Source organism: Pasteurella testudinis DSM 23072 (assembly GCF_900176075.1).
GTDB lineage: Bacteria > Pseudomonadota > Gammaproteobacteria > Enterobacterales > Pasteurellaceae > Chelonobacter > Chelonobacter testudinis.
In genome coordinates this window covers 1-2386 of sequence record NZ_FWWV01000056.1, presented here as the reverse complement: position 1 = coordinate 2386, position 2386 = coordinate 1, and the positions used below count along the sequence as shown (strand labels likewise).

The following is a 2386-nucleotide window of genomic DNA, read 5'->3' as shown; positions in this document are numbered from 1 at the left end:
TCAGTCTTTTCACATGCCCCTTGAGGGGCATGTGAAGTACTAGGCCCTTATAGGGCAGCCGAAAAACCGCACGTTTCACGTGCGGATTGTTATTTGGTTAATGGAAAACGTCACAAAGTGGTTTTTTCTGCTTCGGTTTTGGGGTAGGGCGGTAAATAGTTTTTAGTGTCCGATTAAATACGGTTAATAAATTCACCTCCATGAAGTCCACCAGCAATGGAATATTACTTGTGGATTGCTGTACGGCGATAATATCCACCAGCTCCTCAAACGTGTCTACTTGTGAAGTAACTATGAAAAATTTTCGGTTACCCAAATGCACCGCATGGAAAAAGCCAAGCTCTTCATCATAATTAAAAGTAAAATACGGATATTGATTCTTATAGCGTGTAATCAATATCGGCAGTGCGCGAATTTCTTCGGCTTCGGTTAATTCTTGGTTCATCATTTTTTTGCTCCTAGTAAATTAATGGCGTGTTGAATTTCGTTGCCGGTGATTGGCACCAGCTCCAAATATTTTTTGTTGTGTTGCTGTTGATATTTCAATTTTGCGTTATAAAGCTCGGCCACTTTATGAATTTGTTCAGCACTTCCCAATAAATAACGGGTGTAATACCGCCCGGCTTCGCTTTTCTCTTTAACTCGCTCAATCTCAATATCTAAGGTTCTCTCAATTTCGTTCACCTCATTGCGGGCATTGAGAAAATGGCAATTGAAATAGGATTCCTTTTCGCTAATACCGATATGCGGATTAACAATTAAGGCTCTGGCCACGGTCATTAATCGGGTCATTGGATTACTCCTCGGTTGGCTTTTTGTTGCTCGATCCATTCGTTGACTTCGGCTAAATCCCAACGGATAAAGTTGCTGGTCAAGCGGATAGGCTGCGGAAATTGATTTGTTTTGACTAACTCATTGAGTTTAGTACGCCCAAAGGACAGCATTGTCATTAGCTCGGCAGTGCTGATCCATACTTGGTTTTTTTGGGGGAATTGTGGTTGTACATTCATTGAATAACCTCTCGTTCGTTTTGTTTCGTGGTGCTGCGTAAAGCTACGAGGGTTATTAAAGCATTAGGGATATATTCAGGTGTTATATGGGGGATACAAAAAAATATCCCGCTCATATAGGCGGGATATAGAATTATGGGTTGATATGAAGTTAGTTTTTCTTGCGATCAATAGGACAGGCAACAACCTCTATATATTCGGCGCGTGTTTTGCTGGTTATACCATAATAACGCATGATGTAATCTCTTATTTGAGCATTACTTTTCACATTCTCAGGATAGCTTGACCAGTATTTATTCCGCACTTCTATGGCAATCTTAAGCGGGTCATCATCTCGGTAAACGCCTAGTAGTTGAGGGATATTTTTATCATCAAGTGCGGTTTGTAATTGGGCTATTTCGGTTTCTTTTTCTAGAATGATTTGTTCTTGTTTTTTGATCTTGGCTTTTAGTTGGGTTATATCTTCGATTTGATCATAGGTTTTATCAATTACAGAAAAAAGCTCTAAAAATGAAATTAAATCTTTGTGTAAAATACAAAGATCATCTAAATATAGTTTTGTTCTGTTTTCTTCAACGGTTATTAAGCAATGAAAGCTATTTCCAATGAATGAAATGTCTGGAAACTCTTCAATAAATCCAATTTTAATTAATTCATCAATATTATATTGCTCGATGAACTGACTATGAATAGGCATATAACCACTAAAATAAATGTGTTTAAATTTATCCATTCCAGCACTACATAAAATAATTTCCTCAGCATTGGCTAGTTCTTCATAAATGTAATATTCAGCATTTAAATAAATGCCAAATTTAAAATAAATATTTTCAAAATATATTTCAATTGTTGAGAATTCCTCTCTTTTTAAAACCTTCGCTTTTGTTTCTGTTTTATCAAATTTAAAGAATAACCCCTCATTTCTAATAAATAATTTATTTTTCTTGTCTACTTCTTTTCTATTAATCTCTGTTATTTTACTGTGTGAACAATGTAAATGAATGGAAGACTTTAAAGCTCCACTCTGAATATATTCTAATATGTCTTTTTCTGAGATATTTATATTATAGTTGCCTGAGATATATTTTACAGTGTCACTAATCGAGTAGGACTTTTTAGGCAATACTTTAAGAGTGGTCATAACGCCCCTTTCGCATTTATCCTTAAGAGTGGAAACACGCCAACAAGATAAGGTGTCTTGCTTTCGGGGATCGGCCTAGGCGTGTTTGATACTTTGATTTTATACTGTTTATTTGTCGGTCTCAAGGCTGAATAACGCCCAAATAACAATCCGCACGTGAAACGTGCGGTTTTTCGGCTACCCTATAAGGGCCTAGTACTTCACATGCCCCTCAAGAGGCATGTGAAAAGACTGA

At 36.8% G+C, this 2386-nt stretch carries 4 protein-coding genes; all 4 read right to left on the bottom strand.

Translation table 11 applies throughout. The annotated features are described in order from the left end of the window. Positions 1–97: 97 nt before the first annotated feature. The 4 genes from B8880_RS12125 to B8880_RS12110 all read right to left on the bottom strand — a co-directional run bounded on the left by B8880_RS12125 (position 98) and on the right by B8880_RS12110 (position 2151). On the bottom strand, positions 98–448 hold the full coding sequence (locus B8880_RS12125; RefSeq protein WP_084257841.1) for a hypothetical protein: 351 nt from the start codon (positions 446–448) through the stop codon (positions 98–100). Then, positions 445–792 carry a hypothetical protein gene (locus B8880_RS12120; protein ID WP_115306359.1) on the bottom strand — a complete coding sequence of 116 codons (348 nt, stop codon included), beginning with the start codon at positions 790–792 and terminating at the stop codon, positions 445–447. Before B8880_RS12120 ends, B8880_RS12125 begins: the two co-directional genes overlap by 4 nt. Further along, a complete protein-coding gene (locus B8880_RS12115; protein ID WP_244165647.1) occupies positions 789–950 on the bottom strand; it encodes a helix-turn-helix transcriptional regulator in 162 nt (53 codons plus the stop codon). Before B8880_RS12115 ends, B8880_RS12120 begins: the two co-directional genes overlap by 4 nt. A 211-nt stretch (positions 951–1161) precedes the next feature. Next, on the bottom strand, positions 1162–2151 hold the full coding sequence (locus B8880_RS12110; RefSeq protein WP_084257839.1) for a hypothetical protein: 990 nt from the start codon (positions 2149–2151) through the stop codon (positions 1162–1164). Positions 2152–2386 lie beyond the last annotated feature (235 nt).

What these genes read in the sequence shown, in the direction of transcription:
- B8880_RS12110 (WP_084257839.1), bottom strand. Translation starts at nt 2,151, where the DNA reads ATGACCACTCTTAAAGTATTGCCTAAAAAGTCCTACTCGATTAGTGAC.
- B8880_RS12120 (WP_115306359.1), bottom strand. Translation starts at nt 792, where the DNA reads ATGACCCGATTAATGACCGTGGCCAGAGCCTTAATTGTTAATCCGCAT.
- B8880_RS12125 (WP_084257841.1), bottom strand. Translation starts at nt 448, where the DNA reads ATGATGAACCAAGAATTAACCGAAGCCGAAGAAATTCGCGCACTGCCG.
- B8880_RS12115 (WP_244165647.1), bottom strand. Translation starts at nt 950, where the DNA reads ATGACAATGCTGTCCTTTGGGCGTACTAAACTCAATGAGTTAGTCAAA.